Origin of the sequence: Flavonifractor sp. AGMB03687 (assembly GCF_017811815.1) — a bacterium.
GTDB lineage: Bacteria > Bacillota > Clostridia > Oscillospirales > Oscillospiraceae > Flavonifractor.
On the sequence record NZ_JADKZI010000008.1, the window covers coordinates 69,468 to 89,167 of the forward strand.

The 19,700-nt window shown below is 63.5% G+C and carries 23 protein-coding genes; 14 read left to right on the forward strand and 9 right to left on the reverse strand.

Going from position 1 to position 19,700, the window contains the following annotated elements:
• Positions 1-97 precede the first annotated feature (97 nt).
• Positions 98-1,063, forward strand: coding sequence for an HpcH/HpaI aldolase/citrate lyase family protein (locus J9789_RS14385; RefSeq protein WP_209346385.1), 966 nt, complete (start codon positions 98-100; stop codon positions 1,061-1,063).
• 78 nt (positions 1,064-1,141) lie between these two features.
• On the opposite strand, the gene J9789_RS14390 is transcribed toward J9789_RS14385, so the two are convergent.
• From J9789_RS14390 to recJ, 7 genes are read right to left on the reverse strand one after another with little or no spacing between them, the layout of a single operon-like run.
• The gene (locus tag J9789_RS14390; protein WP_209346480.1) at positions 1,142-1,966 is read right to left on the reverse strand and encodes a QueG-associated DUF1730 domain-containing protein; all 825 of its coding nucleotides are present in this window, start codon (positions 1,964-1,966) and stop codon (positions 1,142-1,144) included.
• A complete protein-coding gene (murE, locus tag J9789_RS14395) occupies positions 1,956-3,482 on the reverse strand; it encodes a UDP-N-acetylmuramyl-tripeptide synthetase (protein ID WP_209346386.1) in 1,527 nt (508 codons plus the stop codon). Before murE ends, J9789_RS14390 begins: the two co-directional genes overlap by 11 nt.
• A 50-nt stretch (positions 3,483-3,532) precedes the next feature.
• Positions 3,533-4,234, reverse strand: coding sequence for an amino acid racemase (locus J9789_RS14400; protein ID WP_245185293.1), 702 nt, complete (start codon positions 4,232-4,234; stop codon positions 3,533-3,535).
• Positions 4,234-5,445, reverse strand: a complete 1,212-nt coding sequence (locus J9789_RS14405; protein ID WP_209346387.1) for an ATP-grasp domain-containing protein — start codon at positions 5,443-5,445, stop codon at positions 4,234-4,236. The genes J9789_RS14400 and J9789_RS14405 overlap by 1 nt, the downstream gene beginning before the upstream one ends.
• Complete coding sequence (locus tag J9789_RS14410) at positions 5,432-5,641, reverse strand: hypothetical protein (protein WP_209346388.1); 210 nt, start codon at positions 5,639-5,641, stop codon at positions 5,432-5,434. Before J9789_RS14410 ends, J9789_RS14405 begins: the two co-directional genes overlap by 14 nt.
• Positions 5,642-5,695: 54 nt before the next feature.
• Positions 5,696-7,927 (reverse strand): bifunctional (p)ppGpp synthetase/guanosine-3',5'-bis(diphosphate) 3'-pyrophosphohydrolase, encoded by a 2,232-nt coding sequence (locus tag J9789_RS14415; protein WP_209346389.1) that lies wholly within the window; start codon positions 7,925-7,927, stop codon positions 5,696-5,698.
• Between the two features lie 36 nt (positions 7,928-7,963).
• Positions 7,964-10,030, reverse strand: coding sequence for a single-stranded-DNA-specific exonuclease RecJ (recJ, locus tag J9789_RS14420; RefSeq protein ID WP_209346390.1), 2,067 nt, complete (start codon positions 10,028-10,030; stop codon positions 7,964-7,966).
• A gap of 176 nt (positions 10,031-10,206) precedes the next feature.
• On the opposite strand from recJ, the gene J9789_RS14425 reads away from it, so the two are divergent.
• The 8 genes from J9789_RS14425 (at position 10,207) to J9789_RS17165 (ending at position 14,382) form a co-directional block, all read left to right on the forward strand.
• Entirely contained in the window at positions 10,207-10,470 is a 264-nt protein-coding gene (locus tag J9789_RS14425) for a helix-turn-helix domain-containing protein (RefSeq protein ID WP_348633699.1), read from the forward strand.
• A 201-nt stretch (positions 10,471-10,671) separates the two neighbouring features.
• A complete protein-coding gene (locus tag J9789_RS14430; RefSeq protein ID WP_209346392.1) occupies positions 10,672-11,517 on the forward strand; it encodes a hypothetical protein in 846 nt (281 codons plus the stop codon).
• Between the two features lie 13 nt (positions 11,518-11,530).
• Entirely contained in the window at positions 11,531-11,770 is a 240-nt protein-coding gene (locus J9789_RS14435; RefSeq protein WP_209346393.1) for a helix-turn-helix transcriptional regulator, read from the forward strand.
• Positions 11,770-12,627, forward strand: a complete 858-nt coding sequence (locus J9789_RS14440) for a hypothetical protein (protein ID WP_209346394.1) — start codon at positions 11,770-11,772, stop codon at positions 12,625-12,627. The genes J9789_RS14435 and J9789_RS14440 overlap by 1 nt, the downstream gene beginning before the upstream one ends.
• The gene (locus tag J9789_RS14445) at positions 12,624-12,803 is read left to right on the forward strand and encodes a hypothetical protein (protein WP_209346395.1); all 180 of its coding nucleotides are present in this window, start codon (positions 12,624-12,626) and stop codon (positions 12,801-12,803) included. The genes J9789_RS14440 and J9789_RS14445 overlap by 4 nt, the downstream gene beginning before the upstream one ends.
• Positions 12,800-13,489: a DUF6273 domain-containing protein gene (locus J9789_RS14450; RefSeq protein WP_209346396.1), complete on the forward strand. Its 690-nt coding sequence runs from the start codon at positions 12,800-12,802 to the stop codon at positions 13,487-13,489. The genes J9789_RS14445 and J9789_RS14450 overlap by 4 nt, the downstream gene beginning before the upstream one ends.
• Positions 13,482-14,054: a 3'-5' exonuclease gene (locus J9789_RS14455; protein WP_245185294.1), complete on the forward strand. Its 573-nt coding sequence runs from the start codon at positions 13,482-13,484 to the stop codon at positions 14,052-14,054. The genes J9789_RS14450 and J9789_RS14455 overlap by 8 nt, the downstream gene beginning before the upstream one ends.
• Positions 14,035-14,382, forward strand: a complete 348-nt coding sequence (locus tag J9789_RS17165; RefSeq protein WP_245185295.1) for a hypothetical protein — start codon at positions 14,035-14,037, stop codon at positions 14,380-14,382. Before J9789_RS14455 ends, J9789_RS17165 begins: the two co-directional genes overlap by 20 nt.
• 121 nt (positions 14,383-14,503) lie before the next feature.
• Here the strand turns inward: J9789_RS17165 and J9789_RS17170 are convergent, their stop codons facing one another.
• Positions 14,504-15,265: a DUF4236 domain-containing protein gene (locus tag J9789_RS17170; protein ID WP_245185296.1), complete on the reverse strand. Its 762-nt coding sequence runs from the start codon at positions 15,263-15,265 to the stop codon at positions 14,504-14,506.
• A gap of 119 nt (positions 15,266-15,384) precedes the next feature.
• Here J9789_RS17170 and J9789_RS14480 point away from each other — a divergent pair, with 119 nt between their 5' ends.
• From J9789_RS14480 to J9789_RS14490, 3 genes are all read left to right on the forward strand, one after another.
• Complete coding sequence (locus J9789_RS14480; protein ID WP_209346397.1) at positions 15,385-15,636, forward strand: helix-turn-helix transcriptional regulator; 252 nt, start codon at positions 15,385-15,387, stop codon at positions 15,634-15,636.
• 92 nt (positions 15,637-15,728) lie between these two features.
• Positions 15,729-15,980, forward strand: a complete 252-nt coding sequence (locus tag J9789_RS14485; protein WP_209346398.1) for a helix-turn-helix transcriptional regulator — start codon at positions 15,729-15,731, stop codon at positions 15,978-15,980.
• Positions 15,981-16,032: 52 nt separating this feature from the next.
• Entirely contained in the window at positions 16,033-17,082 is a 1,050-nt protein-coding gene (locus J9789_RS14490) for an IS30 family transposase (protein ID WP_209346399.1), read from the forward strand.
• Between the two features lie 83 nt (positions 17,083-17,165).
• Here J9789_RS14490 and J9789_RS14495 read toward each other — a convergent pair whose 3' ends face one another.
• The gene (locus J9789_RS14495) at positions 17,166-18,206 is read right to left on the reverse strand and encodes a M42 family metallopeptidase (protein WP_209346400.1); all 1,041 of its coding nucleotides are present in this window, start codon (positions 18,204-18,206) and stop codon (positions 17,166-17,168) included.
• 67 nt (positions 18,207-18,273) lie between these two features.
• Here J9789_RS14495 and ybaK point away from each other — a divergent pair, with 67 nt between their 5' ends.
• Positions 18,274-18,750, forward strand: coding sequence for a Cys-tRNA(Pro) deacylase (ybaK, locus tag J9789_RS14500; protein WP_209346401.1), 477 nt, complete (start codon positions 18,274-18,276; stop codon positions 18,748-18,750).
• Between the two features lie 79 nt (positions 18,751-18,829).
• Positions 18,830-19,672, forward strand: coding sequence for a DUF4358 domain-containing protein (locus tag J9789_RS14505; protein ID WP_245185297.1), 843 nt, complete (start codon positions 18,830-18,832; stop codon positions 19,670-19,672).
• The last annotated feature ends 28 nt before the right edge of the window (positions 19,673-19,700 follow it).

A 19,700-nucleotide genomic window follows, 5' to 3' on the forward strand; every position in this document is an offset into this window, starting at 1 on the left:
AGCGGCGAAGCCGCTTGATGTCATGGTATAATGTACAGGCTTGCCTGTTCCCCTGCCGCCGGCAGGGGTGATTATGCTGCACAAAAGAGGGATATCAATGGTTCCACCCATCAGTGGTTACGACGTGGGCGCCCTGCTGTACTGCCCGGCCAACGCCCACCAGAGCATTGCCGACGCCCTGCGGGACGAGCGGTACCCCAAGCCCTTCTCCCTGGCCTTCTGTCTGGAGGACACGGTGGCGGAGGGAGCGGTGGAGGAAGCCGAGGAGGCGCTCTTCCGCACCTTGGAGCAGATCAGCCGCTGCCACGCCCAGCAGGAGTTCTACCTCCCCCTGATCTTCATTCGGGTGCGCAGCCCCCAACAGCTGAAAAAGCTGGCGGAGCGCTACAGCCCCTTTATCTCTGTCCTGCGGGGCTTCATTCTGCCCAAGTTCTTTGTAGACAACTGTGATGCCTACATCCAGGCCATCCAGGAGATCTCTCTCCGGTGGCCGGAGTACCGGTATATGCCCATCTTTGAGGCCGCCGCCATGATCGACCTGTCCACCCGCTATCAGAACCTGGTCCGGGTAAAAGAAAAACTGGAGGCGGTGTCCGACCGCATCCTCAACATCCGGGTGGGGGGCAACGACCTGTCCCACGCCTTCGGCCTGCGCAGATCGGTCCACGACACCATCTACGACGTCCGGCCGGTGGCCCACCTGCTTATCGACATCGTCACCACCTTTGCCACGCAGTATGTGGTCTCCGGCCCGGTGTGGGAGTACTTCGCCGGGGAGGGCTGGGACACCGGCCTGCGGCGGGAGCTGGCCCAGGACCTGCTCAGCGGCTTTGTGGGAAAGACGGTGATCCACCCCAACCAGATCCCGGTGGTCAACGACATGCTAAAGGTCTCCCGCCGGGATTACCAGGACGCCTGCCACATCCTGGGCTGGGATCAGGACGCCGGCCTGCTGGTCTCCGCCAGCCCCGACGCCACCCGGATGGACGAGGTCAAGACCCACTCCAACTGGGCCAACCGCATCCTGCATCTGGCCAAGGCCTACGGCATCCGGGAGGAATGAGTTCTTCCCCCTTTTGCATGCAAAAATGCCCAACTCCGATTTGGAGTTGGGCATTTTTTGTTATGACTGTTTGGAGGCTCATTTCCCCCGTCCCTTCAGGTTGCGCCGCAGGGGGGCGGGGCCCCGCCAGGCAAAGGCCCGGTCGCCGTACTTCTCCCGAAAGGTCCGGTTGGTCAGTCCCTCCAGGTCGGCCCCCTCCAGGGCATCCACCAGCCCCTCCCGGAACTCGGGCAGGGGGGACAGGGCGGGCGCGGCGTTGTAGGGGCACACCCGCTGGCAGGTGTCGCACCCCCAGATCAGAGGGTGGGCCTTCAGCAGGGCCGCCTCCCCCTCCGTCAGCTCCCCCTTCTTCTGGGTCAGATCGGACAGGCAGCGGCTCACCTCCACCCCCGCCTCCCCCAGGGCGCCCCCGGGGCAGGCGGTGAGACACTTGCCGCAGCCCACGCAGCCGGGAGACGGGGTGCGGAGCGGCAGCTCCAGCTCCACGTCGGTAAGGATGGTGCCCAGGAACACATAGCTGCCGTAGGGGGGCAAGATCACCAGCCCGTTCTTCCCCCGCAGGCCGATGCCGCACCGCCAGGCCGCCTGCCGTTCCGGCAGAGGGGAGTTGTCGGCGGCGGGCAAAAATATCTCATTTTCGTATTTTTTTCGCAAAATATCACAGATCGTATTCAATCTGGCGGTAACAACCTGGTGATAATCCCGCCCCCGGGCGTAGAGGGACAGGTTGCCCGGCCGCTCTCCGGCGTAGTAGGGGAAGGCGGCCACCAGCACCGCGCGGGGGTTGGGGCACAGCTGTTCCGCCTTTGCGATCGCCTCTGGGGTCATGTCTGCCGCCAGTTCTGAAAACGGCAAGCCGCCCCAGGCGGCGGCGCCTGCGGCGGCAAAAGCCTTATTCAGCATGGTCACGGTCGTACTTGTCCAAGGCCTGCCGGGCCAGCACCCCGTCGGGGATGCAGGGTTCGGGGCCGTTCTTCCGCTTTTGGGCGGTCTCGCAGCCCTTGCCCGCCAGCAGCACCACGGCGGGACGGTCGGCCTCCAGGATGGCGGTCTCCACCGCTCGCTCCCGGTCGGGAATGACGGTGTAGTCCTTGTTCCAGCGCTTGAGGAACACGCCGATGTCGGCGCAGATGTCCTCCACCTCCTCGGGGCCGGGGTCGTCCTCGGTGAGGATGATGCGGTGGGCCCACTCACCGGCGGCGTTGCCCATGCCCTCCCGGCGGTCGATACCCTTTCCGCCGGTGCAGCCGAAGAGCACCGTCAGCTGCCGGTCGGGGTACTCCGCCCGGACGGACCGCAGGGCGTTCTGCAAACTCATGCCGTTGTGGGAGTAGTCCACAATGACGGAGATCTGGTTGTCGGCGCTGACATAGTGCTCCATGCGGCCGGGGACGAAGGCCTTCTCCAGGCCCTCCTTTACCATCTCCTGGGGGATGCCGTAGGCCTCGGCCACCGCCACGGCGGCCAGGGCGTTCTCCACGTTGAACAGGCCGGGGGTGGAAATCGCCATATCTCCCTCGTAGCGGGGGGTGCGGACGTGGAAGGCGATCTGATTCCCCTCCTTGCGCACGTTGGTGCCGTACACGGTGGCGGCGGGGTCCTTCTGGGAGAACGTAATGACTTTCTCACACCGGGCGGCAGCCTGGGCCACCTCAGCGGCGTGGTCGCAGTCCATGGAAATACAGGCGGTTTTCGCCTGACGGAAAATCAACAGTTTGGATTGGAGATAGTCCTCCAGATCGGGGTGCTCCACCGGGGAGATGTGGTCCTCGCCGATGTTGAGGAAGACGGCGCAGGACAGGTCCACCCCGATGACCCGGCCATACTTCAGGGCCTGGGAGGACACCTCCATGGTGAGGTAGTCCGCCCCGGCGGTGACGGCGTTGGACAGGTGCCGCTGGAGGTCCAGAGGCTCCGGGGTGGTCAGCTTGGCGGGCTTGCGCTCCAGGCCGTCGTCGGTGACGATGGTGGAGAGCAGGGCGCTCTCCCGGTGACTCTGAGAAGCCAGCCAGGTGTCCACGATGGATTTGATATAGTAGGCCGTGGTGGTCTTGCCCTTGGTGCCGGTGATGCCGGTGATGGTCAGCTTGCCGGAGGGGTGGCCGTAGGCCAGGTCGGCCAGCAGGCCCATAGCCTGCCGGATATCGGTGACCCGCAGGCAGGGCAGAGGCACGTCGGGGTAAGGAGTCTCGCTGACATAGACAAAGGCGCCCCCCTCCATGGCCTGGCGCAGGTAGTCCTCCTTGAATTTGGCCCCCTTGCACACAAACAGGGTGTGGGGGATGACCACCTGGGAGTCGCAGGACACCAGGGCCACCGGGGCACTTAGGTCGGCGGGGATGGGCCCCTTGTCGGCCAGCAGGTCATGGCGCAGCAGCAGCTGCACAAAGTCGCCCAGAGGGCGGCGCAGATCGGTCATTGTCATTCACCACCATGTGAAAATCATGCTTGATACGGGTTTTGGGCCCCTTACACCATCCGCAGCTTGTAGCCGCAGGCGGTGATGCACCGCTGGGCCAGCACATCCATGGCGTCCAGATAGTAGTCGGGCAGGCCGTGGTAGGTGCGGTAGACGGACAGCTCGGTGCAGGCCAGAATGGCGCTGTCGCACCCGGCCTCCCGGAGCCAGCGGTCAATGACGGCGAATTTCTCCCGGGAGCCCTTTTCCCCCCGCTTGATCTCGTCGTAGATGATGCTCATCACCAGCTTCTGGATCTCCGCCGGAGGAGAGACCCCCAGCAGGTCCCGGGCGGCGCACTCCTTCTGGTACACGCCGGTCTGGACGGTGCCGTCGGTGCCCAGGATGCCCACCTTGCGCTTGCCCTCCGCCGCCAGCGCACCCACAGTCTCCCGGGGCATATGGACCAGGGGGATGGAGATATCGCCCTGGAGCCGGTCGGCAAAGTAGTGGGAGGTGTTGCAGGGGATGGCCAGCACGGTGCAGCCCCCCTGCTCCAGCAGACGGGCGCCCGCCAGCAGCCGCTGGTAGCACCCCTCCGCGTCGCCGCCCAGGATGGCGGCGGTGCGGTCAGGCATGGAGGTGTCGCTCCAGATCAGGGTGGGCAGGTGCTCCTGGTCGCAGGAGGCGTCGGTCTTGTCCAGGATGCGCTGATAAAAGTCCTGGGTGGCCTGGGGACCCATGCCACCCAGAATGCCAAGGCGTTGTTCCATTATTTCACCTTTTCCATACAAGAAGCATACCAGCCCACATAGCGGCGCTGGCCCTTCATAATGCGCAGGGTACGCACCAGGCCGTTGTCCGGCTTGTAGAACAGGGGGTTGACCACGGCGTCCCGGGACTCCAGGGTGTGCATATCCTCGTGGTACTTGGGATTCACATAGTCGTAGGCCACCTTGGGGGGAATGACCCACCACAGGTGCCGGTTCTTGGCGATGGTCAGCTTGCCCTCACGGCCCAGCACCCGGTCCTCCACCAGGCACTTGGCCAGGTTGTAACCCGCGCCGGTGACGTAGTAGTTGGACCGGCCCTGGCGGCAGTTGATCTCAAAGGCCTTGAACTTGCCGTCCCGCTGGTCGTACTTGATGTCGAAGTTGGAGAAGCCGGTAAAGTGGATGGCCTCCAGGAAGCCCTTCAGCTTCTCGCACAGCTCGGGCTCGGGCTCGGTGATGATGACGGCGTGGTTGCCGATGGCGTGGGCGGTGTGCTCCTCCAGCAGGACGTGGCCCACGCACATGAGGCGCACCTTGCCGTCGGCGCCGGAGTAGTTGGTGACCACCCGCATGTAGCTGTCGTCACCGGGGATGAAGTCCTGGATGATGAGGGAGTCCTCATACCCGGCGTTGTAGATGTCGTCGATGACCTGGTCCACCTCTTCCCGGGTCTGGAGGACGTAGGCCTTCTTCTGGGTGGGGAAGGGATGCTTCCAGTAGGTATCGGACTCGGCGGGCTTGACCACGAAGGGGCCCTCGAAGGGCAGTGTGAATCCGTGGCCCTCCCCCTTGTGGTAGACGTAGGTAGCCGGATGGTCGATGCCGTATTTGTCGCACAGCTCGTAGAACTTCTCCTTGTGGATCAGGGTCTCCAGCATGGACAGGTCCACATAGGGGGCGATGACGTTCTCGGGATAGTTGGGCAGGTTGGCGGAGATGGAGTTGAGGTAGTTGTCTCCGCAGCCCAGCACCAGGATCTTCTTGTCCGGGTGCTCGCGGGCCACCTCGTTCACGTTCTCCAGCACCTTGTCCACCCGGTCGTTGTTCTCACGCACCCGGTAGTCAATGATCTTGCTGCCGGCGCACACGCTGGCGGGGTACATGCCGTACACCACCGATTTGACGCCATAGGCCTCGTGAAAGGCCCGTGCCATGCTGTAGGCGTTGATGTCCGAGCCAAGCAGCACGGGCACAAAGTTAATTGCAGCCATTGTAAAATGCCTCCTGAAAGGTAATCTCATACCAATGTTCGCCCATGGGAATGACCTGGGCGCAATAATTCCCCGCCACATAGGCGGCCTGGGCCTCCGTGAGCCGCAGCTCCCGCCGCAGCAGCTCGCCTCCGGCGAAGCACTGGGACAGCAGGCGGTCCAGCTCGGGGTCCGGCGTGGTAACAGGGATCGTCATAGTCTCTCTCCTTTATGACGGACGGGCGCATCCTGCGCGCCCTGGGGCGGCTTGTTATCCTGCGGCGCGCTTCACCTGGTACACGCCCTGGATCTGACCCAGCTTGTTGATGACGGCGGTGAGCTCGGTGTGGTCCTTGACCTCCAGCACGATGCTGACGGTGGCATAGCCGTCGGGCATGGACCGGGCGGACAGGCTGGTGGTCTTGGTCTTGAGGGTGGACAGGGCCATGGCGATGTCCAGGGTGAGGCCGTCCCGGTCCTTGGCGGCGATCTCCAGGGAGGTGCGGTAGGTGGCCAGCTCTCCGGTGGCCCAGGACACCTTGATCCAGCGGCCCGCCTCATCGGGCTTGCGCTTCTCGGGGGCGGCGTTGGGGCAGTCCGCCCGGTGGACGGAGACGCCGAAGCCACGGGTGATGAAGCCCACCACCGGGTCGCCGGGCACGGGGGTGCAGCACTTGGCGAACTTCACCAGGCAGTTGTCGATGCCCTCCACGATGATGCCGCTCTGGTCGTGCTTGCCGGTCTTGACGGGCACGGGAGGCGGATTGCCGGTGGCGGGGTAGATGGTATCGGCCTGCTGGGCCGTCTTTTCGGCGGCGGCCTGCTCGGCATGGAGCCGGTTTAGCCGGGTCATCTCGTCCTTGACCCGCACCACCGCCTTCTGGGCGGACATGCCGCCGTAGCCGATGGCGGCGTACAGCTCATCCAGGGTGCCGAAGCGCACCTTCTTGAGAATGAAGGGCAGCACGTCCTCGGCGGTGATGGCCGCCAGGGACAGGCCCACGTGCTTGAGCTCCGACTCGAAGGAGGCGCGGCCGGTGGCGATGTTCTCCTCCCGCCGCTCCTTCTTAAACCACTGGCGGATCTTGTTGCGGGCCTCGTTGGACTTGCAGATCTTCATCCAGTCACGGCTGGGGCCGTGGGCCGACTTGGAGGTGATGACCTCCACAATGTCGCCGTTTTTCAGGGGGGTGTCGAAGGTGACCATACGGCCGTTGATCTTGGCGCCCGTCATGTGGTTGCCCACGGCGGAGTGGATGTTGTAGGCGAAGTCGATGGGGGTGGCCCCGGCGGGCAGGTTGATGACGTCGCCCCGGGGGGTGAACACGAAGACCTCGTCGGAGAACAGGTCCACCCGCATGGTACGCACGAATTCCTCGGCGTCCACGTCCTGCTGGCTCTCCAGCAGCTTGCGCACCCACTCAAAGGCCTCCTCGGTGCCCAGCTTGGCGTTGGCCATGCCCTGCTTGTACTTCCAGTGGGCGGCGATGCCGTACTCGGCGGTGTGGTGCATCTCCCAGGTGCGGATCTGCACTTCGAAGGGGATGCCGTCCCGGCCGATAACGGTGGTGTGGAGGGACTGGTAGCCGTTGGGCTTGGGGGTGCCGATGTAGTCCTTGAACCGGCCCAGCACCGGGTTGAACAGGTCGTGGATGACGCCCAGCACATTGTAGCACTCGGAGATGTCGTCCACAATGACCCGGAAGGCATAGAGATCGAAGATCTCGTCCATGGTCTTGTTCTGGGTGTACATCTTGCGGTAGATGGAGTAGGCGTGCTTCACCCGGCCGTAGATGGTGCAGTGGATGCCCTCGGCGTCCAGCCGCTCCTGGATGCGCCGCTGGACAGTGGCCAGGAACTCCTCGTGGGCGGCGGAACGGGCGGCCAGCTCATCGGAGATCTCCTTGTAGCCCACCGGGTCCAGGTAGCGCAGGGAGGTGTCCTCCAGCTCCCACTTGATGCGCTGCATACCTAAGCGGTGAGCGATGGGGGCGTAGATCTCCATGGTCTCCAGAGCCTTCTCCTTCTGCTTCTTGGGAGACTGGTACTCCATGGTACGCATGTTGTGGAGGCGGTCGCAGATCTTGATGAGGATCACCCGGATGTCCTTGGCCATGGCCATGAGCATCTTGCGCAGGTTTTCCATCTGCTCCTCTTCCTTGGAGGTGTACTGCACCCGGGTCAGCTTGGTGACGCCTTCCACCAGGTCGGCCACCACCGCGCCGAAGAGCTTGGCGATCTCCTCATGGGTGGAGCCGGTGTCCTCGATGCAGTCGTGGAGCAGGGCGGCGATGATGGAGTCGGTATCCAGCTCCAGCTCGGCCACGATCTCGGCCACCGCCAGGGGATGGGTGATATAGGGCGATCCGTCCTTGCGCAGTTGCCCGGAGTGGGCATTGTCGGCGTAGGTGAACGCACTGAACAGACGCTGGGTGTCCAGCGCCGGATTATAGGTTTTGATTTTGTCCTCAAGAGCCTGATAACGCTCCAGGATGGGGTCCATACAGGGCACCTCCTGTCGAAATAAAGATAAGGGGATTTATCCGCTCATGCCCCGCAGGCGGCGCATGATCCAGCTGTCGTCCAGGTCCACCTTGCCCTCCACCGCCCGTAGGGCGATGTGCAGGTGGTCGGTGGTGTGCTCCAGCCGGATGAGGCCCCGCTCGTCAAAGACCTCCAGGCACACCAGGGTGCGCATGACGGTCTCCCGCCGTCCGGCAGAGCGGGCGATGTTGCGGGCCAGCCGTGGGGCGGTCTCCTCCAGAGGAGACTGTCCGGCATGGCCCTTTAAATAGCGCCAGAGAACCACGAACTCCTCCCGGGTGGGCAGCAGAGCCGCCGCCTCCCGCTGGGTCAGTTCCTCGCCCCGGCGGAACTTTTCAAAGAGGGCCCGCTCGGCCTGGGCCCGGGTGAGGGCGGGGCGCAGGTCGCACACCTGCAGCTGGACCGACCGCCACCCCCGGTACTCGTTGACCTGAGGGGTAAAGGCCACGTCCACCCGGTCCCCCTGGGCCACCCCCATCTCGGCGGCGGTGGCGGAGAAGAAGATGGCGTCAAAGCTGCGGCCGCCGGCGGCCACCTTCAGCTTCAGGTGCCGGCCGCCGCCCACCTCGCTGAGAGCGGTGATGAGGCAGCCCTGGAGGTAGAACACAGGCTTGGGATTGCCCGAGCCGTAGGGCTCCAGCAGATCCAGGCCCTCCACCCCCTCCAGGGTAAGGATACCCACATCGTCCACCGGACAATCCACATCCAGGGCGGACACCATCTCGGCGCCGCCGGTGCACTGGCGGACGTAGTCGTTCATAGCGGCGGTAAAGGCAGGGATGTTCTCCTCCAGAATGGTGAAGCCCGCCGCCAGCTCATGGCCGCCGAAGCCCTCCAGCAGGGGGGCGCAGTGCTCCAGGGCGGCAAACAGGTTGAACCCGCCGAAGGACCGGCAGGAGCCCTTGCCCTTGCCGTCCTGGAGGCAGATCATGAAGGCGGGGCAGGAGTACTTCTCCGCCAGGCGGGAGGCCACGATGCCCACCACCCCCTGGTGCCAGTGCTCCCCGGCCAGTACCAGGGCGTACCGCTCCTCCTGGGGCAGGGCCTCGGCCAAAGCCTGGCACTCCTCGCTGATCTGGGCCTCGATGGTCTGCCGTTCCCGGTTGAGCTCACACAGGCGGATGGCCAGCTCCTCCCCCCGGGCGGGGTCGGCGGTGAGCAGAAGCTCGGCGGCCAGGGAGGCGCACCCCATCCGGCCCGAGGCATTGAGCCGGGGGGCCAGGGTATAGCCGATAGCCACCGAATTGAGAGGCCGCTCCTCCAGGCCCGCCTGCCGCAGCAGGGCCTTCAGGCCGGGGCGGCTGGTGCGGCGCAGGGCCTCCAGCCCAAGGCGCACGATGGTGCGGTTCTCCCCGGTGAGGCTCATGACATCGGCCACCGTGCCGATGGCCGCCAGGTCGGCGTACCGGGCCAGCAGCTCCTCCTGCCGGGCGAGGCCGCCCAGGGCCAGCACCAGCTTGAGGGCCACCCCCACGCCCGCCAGACACTTGAAGGGATAGGGACAATCGGGCCGGTGGGGGTCCACCACCGCCAGGGCGTCGGGCAGCTGCTCCTTGCACTCGTGGTGGTCGGTGATCACCAGGTCCATGCCCAGCTCCCTGGCCCGGCGGGCCTCCTCCACGGCGGTGATGCCGCAGTCCACCGTCACCACCAGGCTCACCCCCGCCTGATGGAGGGTATCCAGGGCGTCGGTGTTCAGGCCGTAGCCCTCCTCCATCCGGTCGGGGATATAGGGGACCACCGTCCCCCCCTCCCGGCGGAGGAAGTCGGTGAGCAGGCTGGTGGAGGTGATGCCGTCCACGTCGTAGTCGCCGTAGACCGCGATGGTCTCCCCGTCGGCCAGGGCACGGGCCACCCGGGCGGAGGCCCGGTCCATGTCCTTCATCAACTGGGGGTCCTGGAGCTGACCCCTCCCCGCGTCCAGAAAGGCACGGGCCTTCTCCGGGGTATCCAGCCCCCGGGCGCACAGCACCCGGGCGGCCAGGGGAGGCAGCCCCGCCCGCTCCAGAGCGGCCACTCCAGCCGGATCGCTGGCCGCCAGATTCCATTGTTTATATTTCATGGGCGGCCACCGTCCTTTCCCATTAAAATTACCCTTAATTATATCAAATGCGTTCCGCTGTGACAAGGGGTTGGAAGAAAACGGCGGGCGGCCGTGTCCGCTAATATTAAATGCACAGAGACTCCAACCGAGTCCGCTGTGCATTTTTCTTTTTTATTCAACCAAATGAGACGGAGGTGAGACCGACGGGAAAGTACCGCTACCTGACCTTCGAGGACAGGAAGAAGATCGAGGCGTGGCACCTGATCGGAGACCGGCCGGCTGACATCGCGGCCCGCCTCTCCGTCCACTACACCACGATCTACAAGGAGCTCCAGCGTGGTGCGACCGGCACGCTGGACAGGAACCAGCGCGAGGGGTACAGCGCAGAGCTCGCCGAGAGGCGACTCCGTGAAAGCTTCAAGCGCAGGGGCAAGAAACGAGCAACGGCCGAGACATAAGCCAAGATCACCCGGCTCCGCGCCGGGCCGAAGAAAGGAGAGCCCACCATGAGAAACCACAACACGACCCCGACAGCGAAGATGGACGAGCTGCGCACCCGCGCAGACTCCTGAGCGATCGGCGGCCGTGTTTTTGTTTTTCAGAGGGGCAGCCAAGAACCCCGGCGCCCGCCGGGCCAATTAAGAAAGGAGCACACCACCATGACACAAGAAGATCTGAAACTGAAAGTTATCAACGCTGAGGCCAAGGTCGCCAAGCGCACCGCCGTCCTCAAGAAGCACCGGGAACAGCTCGCAAAGCTGATCCAGAAAGGCGCCGACAAGTTCGACATCAGCATCAAGCAGAGCGACATCGAGAGCGCGGTCGACAAGCTCGAGGAGGCCAAGCAGACCCTCGCCAACTGGCAGGCGAAGCTCGACGAGCGCATCGCTGCCGATGACTACCTCGAGGCCAACGCCCCGGAGATCCTGAAGGACTTCCTCGAAAGCTGGAAACAGCACGCGATCGCCTACTACCGCGAGAAGCGGATCCGCTTCATCGAATACCGCAAGGAGCTGAAGGCCCAGGAAAGAGCTGCCAGACTGGAAGCACTTCAGACGCTCCCCTCTCTCGAGAGATACCGCGAGATCTACAAGGGCCGCGAGCTGACCGACTCCGACCTCGCAAACCTCTGGCCCCGCAAGGACGTCGACGCCTTCCTGAGCGAGCGCGGTCTGGAATATCACCAGATCCAGAGAAAGCTCAACGAGTTCGGCGACCAGATCACCTTCAGGCTGCTGGAGATCCGCGACGATCAGGAGCGCGAGGCATGGCTCGAGAAGGCGATGGAGGAAGAAAAACGGGCCAAGCTGATCGACTTGATCGGCCGCATCATGGGCACCGTCGGCACCATCACCGACGCGGCAGCTCTCCACATCGGCCCGGAGGGCGACATCAACGGCTACATCGTCGGGACTGAAGGCAAGGCCAAGATCCAGACCATCGGCGCCGGCGGCTACAACATTCAGTGTTTCCACTTCAGGACACTGATCCACGAGATGAAATGAGGAGGACACGACAATGCTCAACTACACAGAAATCGCAGCCAAAACCTGCCCGCGCATCAAGTCCGAGCGCGAGCGGCTCGGGATGGAAAAGAAGGAGCTCGCCGCCACCCTCGGCTACGGGCTCAGCAACTACTCCTCCTATGAGACCAAGACGCTGCCCTCGCTCGAGAGGGTGATCGAGATGGCCGCCTTCTTCGGGTGCAGCGTCGACTACCTTCTCGGCCTGAGCAACACGAGGGAGGTGACGCCATAATGGCAACACTGAGAGACATCGCCCGAGACGTCGCGGAGGAGATCCGCGACGGGATCGGCTGGGTGATCGTGTACCGCACCGGCCGCTCATGGAGCGCTCTGACCCTCTGGAGCGACCTCGGGAGCGGCGAGTGGGAAACCGACGACCTCAACGACGCCATCGGGATCCTGAAAACTGACCCGGACGCCGTCGTCCTGAACGGCTACTACTGCGGCCACTTCGGCGAGGGCATGACCATCGACGAGATCGCCGCCGGGATCCGCTGGCACTATGAAGGCGGCCACAACCGCCTCGCGGACTATTACGAAGTCGAGCAAGGGCTGAACGCCATCGAGGAGGCCCGCAAGACCGCCGAGGCCGCTGGCCTCCCATTCTGCGAGCGTCTGGCCGATGGCCCGGACGACGAGCTTGACCCGTACACCTACGACGGGAGCATGAGCGTCGGCGACTACGAGGCCGTGCAGGACGCCAAAACAGCCCGGGAGGAGCTCGCTGCCGTCGTGGCAGCACGGGCCCCGGGCTTGCCTGCTGAAAAGCTGGACGAGCTGGCCGCTGCGGCCGCTGGCCTACATATCAGCCCGGAAACCATGCAGCAGATCCTCGAAGCCTTCGGCCGAGTCGCCGAGGCCATCAAGGAAATGGCCCGCGCTCTGATGGAGGCGTTCAAGCCGATCATCGACTGGGCCAAGAAAACGGCCGAGCGCTTCATCGAGGCGCTGGCTGCCGGCATCGTCCCGAGGAAGTGGCTGCACCTCGCCAAGCACGCCAAGAAGGCCAGAACCCGCAAGAAGTACCGCAACCGCATCAGGCGGGCCGTGTTCGCCGCTCTGGCCGCGGAAGGGGGTGGGAGCTCATGACCGCCAAATGCGTCGGCTGCGGGCTCGACTGGAACGTCAGCATCTACCAGAAGATCCCCCGCACCGGCTACATCTGCCCGCACTGTGAGAGCCGGATCCGCGCCGGCGAACCGCTGAAGAATATACAGGCCAGCCCCAAGGGCCGGCCGCCAAGAACGAAAGGAGCAAAACCATGAAAAAAGCACTCAAGACCGCACCCCGCGGCACCGCCTTCAACTATGCCGGCCAGCGCTGGGTCGTGCTGGAACATAACGCCACCGGCACCCTCTGCCTGACTGAGAAGATCGTCGAGGATCGCGCCTTCGACGACGGCAACTGCAACGACTTCAGCAAGTCCAGCAGCCTGCGCTACCTGAACGGCCCCTTCCTCGACACCCTGATCGACGCCGCCGGCTGCTCCAGCGCCTTCCTGACGAGTGAGCTCGACCTGACGGCCGACGACGGCCTGAAGGACTACGGCACCTGCAACGTCACCATCTTCCTGCTGACGGTCGACCAGTACCGGCGCAACCGCGACGTGATCCCCAACGCAGATGACTGGTGGTGGCTGTCCACGGCCGTCAGCACGGCCTCCAATGGGTACGAGCATAGCGCCCGCCGCGTCGACACCGATGGCGCGCTGAGCTGGAACAGCGCCTACTACGGCTACTACGGCCTGCGCCCCGCTTGCTATCTGGACTCCGATCTCCTGATCTCCTTCGACGAGCAGGACGTGACCGCAGAGCAGGCCGGCGACATCGTCAAGGAGCTGATCGAGAGCTTCGGCGGCAGCTTCGCCACCGAGGAGCAGCTCAGAGCTGCGGCCTCCTTCATGCTCGGCACGCTGCGAGCCACCAGAGAACAGGAGGCGGCCCATGAGTAACCTGACCGCCCTCCTGAACAAGTACAAGGCCCTCGTGATCTTCGACACCGAGACCAGTGGCCTCGACTTCGACAAGGATCAGATCATCGAGCTGGCGGCCCTGCGCGTGGAGCGCACGGCCTCCGGTGGGCTGAGGATCGCCGGCAAGATGGACACCTTCATCAAGCTGCCCGAGGGCGAGACGCTGCCGGAGAACATCGTCAGCCTGACCGGCATCACCGACGCCCTCCTCCAGACCGAGGGCGTGCAGCCGGCCAAGGCAGCCAGCCAGATCGCCAAGCTCATGCAGCCGGGCCCCGTCCTGATGATCGCTCACAACGCACAGTTCGACGCCTGCTTTCTGCGCGGCCTTCTGCGCGGCGCCAAGGTCGGCCGGATCGACTGGCTGGACAGCCTGACGGTCTACAAAGACCGCCGGCCCTACCCTCACAAGCTCGCCAACGCGATCCTCGCCTACGATCTCGAGGACAAGGTGCAGAACAGCCACCGAGCGATCGACGACGTGCTGGCCCTGTTCGAGGTGCTGAAGGCGATGGACGACGAGCGTGACGACCTCGCTGCCTAAGATCACGGCCATCGCCAAGGGCAAGGCCCACCCGTACCACCTGATCGCCGTCTCCGGCGGCGGCTCCACCGTCTACGGCTGGGTCGACGCCAGCACCGTCAGCGTCGGCAGCGAGGCCGCAGCAGCTACCTCCTACCGCGTGAAGATCACCGCCGACGTCCTGAACATCCGCAAGGGCCCGGGCACCAACTACGGCACCAACGGATCCATCAAAGATGGGGGCATCTACACCATCGTCGCCGAAAGCACCGGCACCGGCGCGACCAAGTGGGGCAAACTCAAGAGCGGCGCCGGCTGGATCTCGCTGGACTACGCGAGCAAGGTCTGATTGTGCAAAATGCCACCGGCGCGGCGCGGATCGCGCTCGGCCAGCGGCATCAATATCGGCAAATTATACAAAAACCCGCTCGGGAGAGATCCCGGGCGGGCTTTTTCTGTTTTGTGGGCCTTTACTCCTCACCGTCGTCAACGCCGAGCTCGTGGGCCAGCCAGTACATGTGCTTGCAAGGCTTTTCCCGCTCTACGAAGTCGGGGCAGGTGCAGCCGATCAGCGTGGTGGCGTATTTGTCGCCGCCTCCACCGATGAACGTGGCACACTTCTTCTCGAGGTCTACAACGTCGGGCATCAGATCGCCGGAAAGCGCACGAGCGCGGCGATCCTTCTGCGGCTGATACTTCAGGTGGTCACCCCAACGGCTCCACAGCTCGGCCGCGCTGGTGGCCTCATAGTCGGCCATGATCTGCGCCGTCTCCTGTTCCTCCTCGGTCGGGCTGAAGCGCAGGGCGCAGCCGTTTGAGTCATAGAACCCGCCGCACAGGATCGTCACAATATCGACGATCCAGCCGATACCGCAGACGCCGGCCGTCAGCGTCCAGATCACGCCTGTGCCGATTTTGCCGACATAATACCGATGGGCACCGAGCCATCCGAGGAAAATGCAGAGGGCCAGCGCCACACCCTTGCTTTTGGGTGAGGTCGGGCGCTCTGAAGCCGGCACCGAGACGCCGGCAGCGCCGCCGGACTTCCCGCCGGAGCTGGTCGTGTAGGACAGGCCCGTGCCGGGCATACTGACAGTGGTGTGACTTTTCCCGGTCGTGCTGATCGTATGCTTCAGACCCTTCGGGCCGATGGACACGCTCGCGCTCTTTTTGCCTACATTCAAGCGAACACCGGGGAGGATCTGCTTGCTTTTTCTAAACCGTGTTCCCATGAGTTACTCCTTCCTGATGACTTTTGTTTTTATTAGCGTTTAGTCATCTTTAGGATAATATTAGCACGGGAAAAATGGTAATGTCAACATGACGTGGTCATCTTTGGGATAAAAAGGAGGTGGGTGCTGCGAAGATTTACAAACCAGACGGAAAGTGCAACATTTCCGGCGCGAATGTGCGAGAGGCACGGCAGCGGGCCGGCCTATCTCAGGAGCAGCTCGCCTACAAGATCCAGATCGCGGGGCTCGACATCACACAGAAGGCCATCAGCAGGATCGAAACCGGCGACCGCATCGTCGCGGACTACGAGCTGCAATATCTGGCCGACGCGCTGGAGACCTCGATCCTCAACCTGCTGGGTATAGAATGAGAGCGACGGGAAGGCCCGCCGCTCTTTTTTTACTTGACATTATAGAGCAAATGCTCTATAATTAAGGCATAGAAAAACAGGAGGAAATCAGCATGGAGAAGGTCGAAAACAACAGCAATTTGCAGAGGCTCCGCAAGGCCGCAGGCTTCTCGCAGTCGCAGCTCGCAAAGCTGACCGGCGTCAACGTCCAAGTGCTTCAGCAGTACGAGCGCGGCGCCCGAGACCTGAACGGGGCCAAGCTCCTGACGCTCCTCAAGTTATGCAACGCTCTGGAGTGCGGGCTGGCCGACATCATCACGGACAAGGAAACACGGGAGCAGCTCATCGCATACGCAGCACACTGAAAGAAGGGACGGCCGGCGGCCGTCCCTTTTACCATTTTCAAGGAGGTACATCATGGGAGAACATTTCAGCCACTTAACAATGACCAAGCGGATCCAGATCGACGCTTTTCTGCGTGCCGGCATGAAGCCGACCGAGATCGCCAAGGAGATCGGTGTCCATTATACCACCGTCTACCGGGAAATGAAGCGGGCCACCTATGAGCACCTCAACAGCGACCTGACCACCGAGATCCGCTACAACCCGGACGAGGCCGATCGGCTCTACCGGGAGCACCTGAAGGCAAAGGGCCCGGATCTGAAGCTCGGCAACGACTACGAGCTGGCCGACTACCTCGTCGAGAAGATCCGCGACGAGAAGTACAGCCCCGAGGCTGCCGTCGGCGAGGCCGAGGTCAACGGCTGGCGCTTCAAGACGAAGGTCTGCGCGAGCACCGTCTACAACTACATCCGCGGCGAAGTGTTCGGCGACGATCTCACGACCGAAATGCTGCCGCAGGGCGGCAAGCGCAAGCCGGCCAGAAAAGCACCCGAGGGCACCGTCTCCCGAGCCCCAGTAGGCAAGAGCATCGAGCAGCGGCCGAAAGAAGTCGACACCCGCGAGACCTTCGGCCACTGGGAGATGGACAGCGTCGAAAGCTGCCAAGGCGTCAGCAACACCCTCCTCGTGCTGACTGAGCGCAAGACCCGCAAGGAGATCATCATCCCGCTGCGGGATAAGACGAGCGCCAGCGTCGTCCGGGCCCTGAACGGCATCGAGCGCAAAGCCGGCGCCCTGTTCCCGAAGATCTTCGCCAGCATCACGGTCGACAATGGCTGCGAGTTCGCCGACGCGGCCGGCATGGAAAAGAAACGCCGCGGCAAAGGCAAGCGCACCGAGATCTACTACTGCCACCCGTACACGCCAAGCGAACGAGGCAGCAACGAGAACCAGAACGGCCTCATCAGGAGGCACATCCCGAAGGGCACCGACCTGAGCCAAGTCTCGCCCCGGGAAGTCAAACAGGTCGAGGAGTGGCTGAACAATTACCCCCGGAAAATGTTCGGTTTTCTGTGCTCCGAGCAGCTTTTCCGGGCTGAAATCGCCGCTCTGCTGCCCTCGTGAAAAATTTTTTAGGCTTTTTTAGCATTTAATCTTGACAAAAGCGAAAACGGCGGGCGGCCCTCACGGCCGCTCGCCTGTTTTTCTCAGCCCAACTCCAGGTACAGGCTCACCAGATCAATGGTGGCCTTCATGCCGTCGAAATGGGTCCGCTCCATACCGTGGGAGGCGTGGACGCCGGGGCCGATGAGGGCGCCCTTGGCGTCCATGCCGGTGTGCCAGGCCACCGCCACGTCGGAGCCGTAGTGGGGGTAGATATCCACCGCGTAGTCCACCCCGTTGTTCTTGGCCAGCTCCACCAGACGGCTCACCATCTCATAGTCGTAGGGGCCGTTGCTGTCCTTGGCGCAGATGGACACCTGATACTCGGTGCAGCTCAGATCGTCGCCCACGCAGCCCATATCCACCGCCAGCAGCTCATCCACCTGAGGCAGGGTGGCGCCGCCGTGGCCCACCTCCTCGTGGACGGTGAAGCACACATCGGTGTCGTAGCGGGGGCGTACCTTGGCAAAGTGCATCAGCCGCAGCAGGGTAAGCAGGATGGCGGCGCTGCCCTTGTCGTCGATGAACCGGGACTTGAGGAAGCCGCTCTCGGTGACGGTGGTCTTGGGATCGAAGCACACATAGTCTCCGGCGCAGATGCCCAGGGCCTCCACGTCCTCCTTGCTCTTCACCTTCTCGTCGATGCGCACCGCCAGCTCCTTCTCCTCCCGGGGCCGGGTGGCGGCGTCGTCATAGACGTGGACGGCGGGGGACAGGGACAGGATGGTACCGGTGTACACCTTGCCCTCCCGGGTGTAGATGCGGCAGTACTCGCCGTCCAGGGTAGGCAGGATGGGGCCGCCCACCTTGGTGATCTTCAGCATGCCGTCGGCGGTGATGGACCGCACCATCAGACCCAGGGTATCCACGTGGGCGCACAGGCCGATCTTCTTGCCCTTCTCCCGGCCGGGCACCGACACGATCAGGTTGCCCTTGTTGGTGCGCCGGGTGGTATAGCCGTGGTCCTGGGCGATCTGCTCGGCCTCCCGCACCACGTTCTGGGTAAATCCGCTGGGGCTGTCGATGGCCAGCAGCCGCTTGGCAATGTCCATCATGATGCCCTGACAATTTTGTGTATCCAGCATTTGCGTCCGCTCCTTGATTGTAGTATGATGTCCCTATCTTATACCAAACCACGGGAGCGATGCAACCATGTCCGAAGAAAAGACCAACGTGATGCGGGTACTGGATCAGAAGAAGGTGCCCTATACCCCCCACCACTACGCCCACCCCGACGGGGCGGTGGACGGCGCCAGCGTGGCCGCCCTCATCGACAAGGACCCCGCCAGCGTGTGCAAGACCCTGGTGACCCAGGGGGCCAGCAAGAAATACTATGTGTTCGTCATCCCGGTGCTCAAGGAGCTGGACCTGAAGGCCGCTGCCAAGGCGGTGCGGGAAAAGTCCATCGAGATGATCAAGCAGGCCCAGCTGCTCCCCCTCACCGGCTACGTCCACGGCGGCTGCTCCCCGGTGGGCATGAAGAAGCAGTTCCCCACCGTCTTCGATCAGAGTGTGGAGGGGCTGGACACCATCACCGTCAGCGCCGGAAAGATCGGCGCCCAGGTGGAGGTGGCCCCGTCTGCCCTGGCGGAACTGGTGCGCGGCTCCTTTGCTCCGGTTGCGAAATAAAAAATTTTTCCTCTTTTGGGGAACCTTTTGCAGTCTTGCCCGTCTATCCCTGTGACAACAAACTTGCAAGGAGGACCCCATGATGAAGAAATTCGGTTCCGCCGCTCTGGCCCTGACTCTGGCCGGCGCCCTGGCTGTCCCCGCTCTGGCTGTTGAGACCCCCGTGCTCATCTCCGCCAAGGTGGACGACTACACCACCGCCATCACCCTCAACGGTGAGAAGCTGGACACTACCGGCATCCCCGCCGCCAGCCGGGCCGACCTGGTGCCCCTGCGTCTGGTGGCCGAGGCCGACCACGGCTCCGCCTACTGGAATCAGGAGGACAACGAGTCCTGGTTCAACTTCGGCAAGGACAAGATCACCGTCCAGTACGCGGCCAACACCATCCTGGTCAACGACGTGGCCGTCAACACCACCGCCGAGGTCCATGACGGCGTGACCTATGTACCCGTCGCCGTGCTGGAGGGCATGGAGGGCTTCACCATCACCTCCGACACCGAGACCGGCAGCGTGACCATCACCACCCCCAACAACGACCCCATGGTCAAGCTGGCTTACGCCATCATGGAGAGCAGCGAGATGTTCGGCTCCCGCACCGATGAGGCCACCCTCACCGACGCCTACAAGATCCCCGCCGACCAGTTCGAGCAGGTGGTGGCCTTCTTCCCCATGATCACCAGCCCCGACACCGTCATTGTTGGCAAGCTGGCCGATGGCGCTGACGAGAAGGCGGTCACCGACGCTCTGGAGGCCTACCGTCAGAGCCAGGAGGACACCTTCTCCTGGTACCTGTCCCAGAACCTGCCCAAGGTGCAGGACGCCCGCACCGTGGTAGAGAACGGCTACCTGCTCTTCTTCATCGGCGAGAACGCCGACCAGGCCGAGGAGCTCTTCCACGCCTATGTGGAGGCCCAGGGCTAATTCTTCCAACTGCGAAACAGGTCCCGGT